4 protein-coding genes are annotated in these 4,908 nt (G+C 51.5%); 3 read left to right on the top strand and 1 reads right to left on the bottom strand.

The window, feature by feature from the left end:
* Nucleotides 1-120: 120 nt before the first annotated feature.
* Entirely contained in the window at nucleotides 121-651 is a 531-nt protein-coding gene (locus ABF463_RS13860; protein ID WP_415534520.1) for a MarR family transcriptional regulator, read from the top strand.
* A gap of 364 nt (nucleotides 652-1,015) precedes the next feature.
* On the top strand, nucleotides 1,016-1,762 hold the full coding sequence (yunB, locus tag ABF463_RS13865; RefSeq protein ID WP_415534522.1) for a sporulation protein YunB: 747 nt from the start codon (nucleotides 1,016-1,018) through the stop codon (nucleotides 1,760-1,762).
* A 62-nt stretch (nucleotides 1,763-1,824) separates the two neighbouring features.
* On the opposite strand, the gene ABF463_RS13870 is transcribed toward yunB, so the two are convergent.
* Nucleotides 1,825-3,522, bottom strand: coding sequence for a M3 family oligoendopeptidase (locus tag ABF463_RS13870; RefSeq protein WP_415534524.1), 1,698 nt, complete (start codon nucleotides 3,520-3,522; stop codon nucleotides 1,825-1,827).
* Between the two features lie 184 nt (nucleotides 3,523-3,706).
* Between ABF463_RS13870 and ligA the strand changes: the two genes are divergently transcribed.
* On the top strand, nucleotides 3,707-4,908 hold a 1,202-nt coding region (ligA, locus tag ABF463_RS13875; protein WP_415534526.1), incomplete at its 3' end, for an NAD-dependent DNA ligase LigA.

Genomic DNA, 4,908 nt, shown 5'->3' on the forward strand with positions numbered 1-4,908 from the left:
ATGATATATTGTTTCCTAGAAACAATATATCATAAACTACCTGATACGTCAAGATGGTTTCCTGGAAATCATTTTTGTGATATACTGAGACAAATTGTTCTGAGATTGGAGAGAGGACACTTGGCTGAAAAAGAATCCAACAGTATCAGACCCAGTGCCGATGTCTTGATTGAGACTATACGACAGCAGTTCTTGAGCGTCTCCAACCGACATGCGGCAGAAGTGGATCGGGAAACACAGATTTTGTTACAAAACTGCCGCCAACCGGATATGGCGAAGGTCATACAGGAATTAACTGTCATCTCCATTCACATTTTAAATGCGATTGGAGAATTGGAGCCGGTAAACAGCGCAAAGATTGCCCGACAGACGGGCATTCCAAAAGGTACCGTGTCGAAAAACATCCGAAAATTGCTTTTGAAACAGCTTATTCTAAAAGAGCACGTTCCCGGCAATAAAAAAGAAAGTGTTTTTCATCTAACTACCCTTGGCAGAGATTTATCCGCATTGCACATAGAAATGCATCGGCGCATGGATGATGAGATGACTGCTTTTTTGAGTCAATACAGTCTGAACGATCTACAGGTGTTAGCCAAAATCCTAAAAGACTATAATAATGCGTCATGGAGTGATGGTGAAAAACGCCAGTAAGATGGCTGTTAGGATTCATCCGATGTAATATTGGAAAAAACACATACCCAAAACAGAATAAAATTAAATGGCTGCAAGCCATTTTGGGGCGAGTCAAGGTACGATCTGTTGAAGCACTTTTGCTTGCCTTGCCACTTGCTTTTGACGCGGTTTCAGTATCCGATATCACCAGTTGGTTCAAAGAATACGGGTGACCGCTTTTTTAATTGGAACTCCTGTAGATGAAAGAGTGCCTTATGAACGTAAAAAAGGTATGCGGACAGGGCGCAACGGCATATAGTGGGGCGAAAGCCCTATTTAACAAAGTGGGCAGGGGTAGGACTGCCTGCTGCTTTTGTCGGTCAGCTTCCACAGGGAGGGCGCCATGCCACAATTCAAGCGTAAATACCATATGTCACGCAAACGTCGTTTTTGGCTGCGGATATTCTGTGTGCTGCTGGCACTTTTGTTGGGATACCTGGTGTTGAATTGGAAAGTCGGCCCGGTATTTCGCTCATATGCGGCTTACAGCGCGAGAAGTATTGCCGTGCGTAAAATCAACGATGCGGTTGGGCAGGTTTTAAAAACGAATAACGTCAGTTACGATACCCTGATGCATTATCAAAAAAATGAAAACGGTGAAATCATTGCCGTGCAGGCTGATTCCACCCAGATTAACATTTTGAAGTATGAGATCACACGCAGTGCGCTGGACGCGCTCAATAACTTGCCCAACAGCGACATTGCGATTCCCATTGGGAACATCTTTGGGGGGCCGCTTTTTTCGGGACGTGGACCGAATGTGATACTGCGGTTCTCACCGGTGGAAGATGTGGACTCCTCCATCACCAGCAAATTTTCTGCTGCCGGAATCAATCAGACCAAGCAGGATATCTATCTGACAGTGCACGCGGACATGACCGTTATGCTTTCAGATAGCCAGACGACGGTTCATGTCCAGAATGAATTTATGGTGGCGGAAAGCATTTTGGTGGGCACTGTACCGGGGCAGTATTTCAATGTGCCTGGTTCAGGCGGCTCCGGGGATGCCGCGAACAATGCCTTTACATATGGCAGTTATGGGAACACGGCTTCTTCCGCTGCCAGCGGTACGACAAGCCAAAAAAGATAAACAGAAAAGCGCCGCAGGGACAATGGGTGTCCGCACGGCGCTTGTGCATAGGTGTCGATGCCTTATTGCAATTTGCTCTCGTCGAACCCGTCGATGAATGCCTTGGCGGCGCCCGCTACGGTTTTTAGGCAGGTTGCGTCAAACGGCGTGTCCAGCCCAACTTGCCCCAGCAGACCGGTGAACGTGTCCTTGCCGCCCAGCTTGCAGAGCGTCAGATACTTTTGCCATGCCGTTTTGCGGTCTTTTTGCATCAGCGCCCAAAACTCCAGCGCGCAGGTCTGCGCCAGACAATAGTCGATATAGTAGAATGGGCGCTCGTAAATGTGGCTTTGCCGCTGCCAGCGTCCGCCTTTGCCAAAGAACGCGTCGCCGTCATACTGAATGCCCGGTTGATAGGTTTCCTCCAGTTTCATCCACGCGGCTCTGCGTTCGTCCGGCGTCATATCCGGGTGGTCATAGACAATGTGCTGGAATTCGTCCACCGCACAGCCATATGGCAGGAATAACAGGGCGCCGCCCAGATGCATATAGCGGTAGCGGTCAGCGTTTTCGCCAAAGAACAGGTTCATCCAGGGCCAGGTGAAAAATTCCATCGACATAGAATGAATCTCGCAGGATTCCAATGTGGGCGATCGGTATTCCGGTGGGAAGTTGTCGCGGGACATATAAAACTGGAAAGCGTGCCCGGCTTCATGCGTCAGTGTGGAAATGTCGTCAAACGTGCCGTTGAAATTGGCAAAGATGAATGGTGCTTTGTAATCGACCAATTCGTCGCAGTAGCCGCCGGCTGCCTTGCCTTTACGCCCCAGCGCGTCAAACAGCTCGTTTTGCAGCATGAAATCAAAAAAATGGCCCGTTTCTTCGGAAAGTTCCCGGTACATCTTCTGCCCGTTTTGAAAGATTTCCTCCGGCGTGCCCTGTGGCTTGGGGTTGCCGTTTGCAAATTGCAGGGTCTCATCGTAAAAATACAGTGGGTCGAGTCCTAAACGTGTTTTTTGCTTTTGACGCAGTTCGGTGGCAATGGGAACAATTTCGGTTTTGACCAGATGGCGGAATGCCTCTACCTGCTTACGTGTATAGCTGTTGCGTGTCATACGCAGGTAGCCAAGCGGCGTATAATTCGCAAATCCAAGTGTTTTGGCCTGTTTATCCCGCACATGGACGAGCTGGTCATAAATGGTATCCAGTTCTTCCTGATGGGCAAGAAAAAATGCCGAACGTTTGGCCATTGCCGCCTTGCGCACGGTTCGGTCAAGCGACTCAAAATATGCGCCCAACTGGGAAAGATTGAGCGTTTTGCCGTCAAATTCGATCTGTGCCGACGCAATCAGCTTTTGATATGTGGAGCACAGGCGGTTTTCTTCCGCCATATCGCCCATGATTTTTTCATCAAAGCTGCGCAGAGAAATACCGATGTTTTGGAACAGCAGGGAACCCAGCGTTTTTTCCAGTTCCGCGCGGTAGGGCGACGCGTCCAGTGCCTTGTAGAATCGGTTATTCAACTCATCGAATTTAGGGTTGGTTTCATCATAATAGTCGTTCTCCGCCGCGTAAAACGCGTCTGTGGTGTCTACCGTGTGGCGAATAAAGCAGAGGCGGGACATGGTCCACAGTGTGTCGCGCAGTTTAAAAACAGCCTTGGCGGCTTCCAGCTGTGCGTCGGCGGAGCCGGCTTTTGTAAACGTGTCCAACGCCTGCTCAAAGTCCACGCGATAGGTATCGTAATCGACGCGGGTATAAGGCATATCGTGAAATTTCATATGGGTTCCCCTTTCGTTCGGGATACCTGTGCATCCCCGATGGCTCTATTGTATAACAGGCAGGAAGATTTTTCAATGAATAGAGTGATGGGGTTCTTTTCAAGTTTTCCGCTTGCCCCCTACACGTTTGGAGTAAAAAATGGTATACTAACTACCGATGATCGTTTGGAAACGGAGGAATGTTATGGATGCCGTGGCGCGTGCAAAAGAACTGCGGGAGACGCTGTCCCGCCATAACTATCTCTATTATGTGCTGGACGCGCCTGAAATAGAAGATTACGAATACGACCGGATGCTGCGGGAACTCGAAGAGCTTGAGAGCGCCCATCCTGAATTGGTTGCGCCGGACTCCCCGACCCAGCGGATAGGCGGCACGGCGCTGGGTCAATTTGAGTCCGTGCGGCACGATGTGCCGATGGAGAGCCTGCAGGACGTGTTCTCTTTGGAGGAGGTGCGCGCATTCGACGAGCGGATGCATGACACTTTGCAAACGGTGCGGTATGCCGTCGAACCAAAGATCGACGGGCTGTCGGTCGCGCTGGAATACCGGGACGGACTGTTTGTGCGCGGTTCGACCCGCGGTGATGGCGTGACCGGTGAGGATGTGACCGCCAATCTGCGCACCGTGCGCTCCATCCCACTGCGTTTGACGCGCCCGCTGCCGTTTTTGGAAGTGCGCGGCGAGGTCTTTATGCCGGTTGCACAGTTTGAAAAACTGGTGCGTGAGCAGGAACTGCGCGAAGAAAAGCCGTTTAAAAATCCACGCAACGCGGCGGCGGGTTCCCTGCGGCAGAAAAATTCAAAAATCACCTCGGCGCGCGGATTGGACATCTTTGTGTTTAACATCCAGCGCATTGAGGGGGAAACGGTCGGGAGTCATCTGGCGGGCCATGCACTGCTTAAAGAGTTGGGCTTTAAGGTGGTGGCGCATACCCCCTGTGCCTTGCTGACAGAAGTGGAAGCGGAGATCAGGCACATCGGGGATAGCAGGGGTACTTTGCCGTTTGGCATCGACGGCGTGGTCGTCAAGGTCGATGATTTTGCGGATCGCCGCACGCTTGGAAGCACGGCGAAATTTCCGCGCTGGGCGGTGGCGTTTAAGTTTCCGCCGGAGGAAAAGCGCACCCAACTGCTGGATGTCGATATCAACGTCGGACGCACCGGCGCGCTGACCCCTACTGCGGTGCTGGAGCCGGTGCTGCTGGCGGGCAGTACGGTGGCCCGCGCGACACTGCACAACGAGGATTTTATCCGGGAAAAGGGCATCTGCATCGGAGACACGGTGGTGGTGCGCAAAGCCGGGGACATCATTCCTGAAATCGTGTCGGTGGTCGAACACGGCGGGGGAGAGCCCTACCGGATGCCGACGGTCTGTCCATCCTGCGG

Origin of the sequence: Ethanoligenens sp. (genome assembly GCF_047718355.1) — a bacterium.
Taxonomy (GTDB): domain Bacteria; phylum Bacillota; class Clostridia; order Oscillospirales; family Ethanoligenentaceae; genus Ethanoligenens.

Coding starts and splice junctions, on each gene's coding strand:
- ABF463_RS13870 (WP_415534524.1), bottom strand. CDS start 3,522: ATGAAATTTCACGATATGCCTTATACCCGCGTCGATTACGATACCTAT.
- yunB (WP_415534522.1), top strand. CDS start 1,016: ATGCCACAATTCAAGCGTAAATACCATATGTCACGCAAACGTCGTTTT.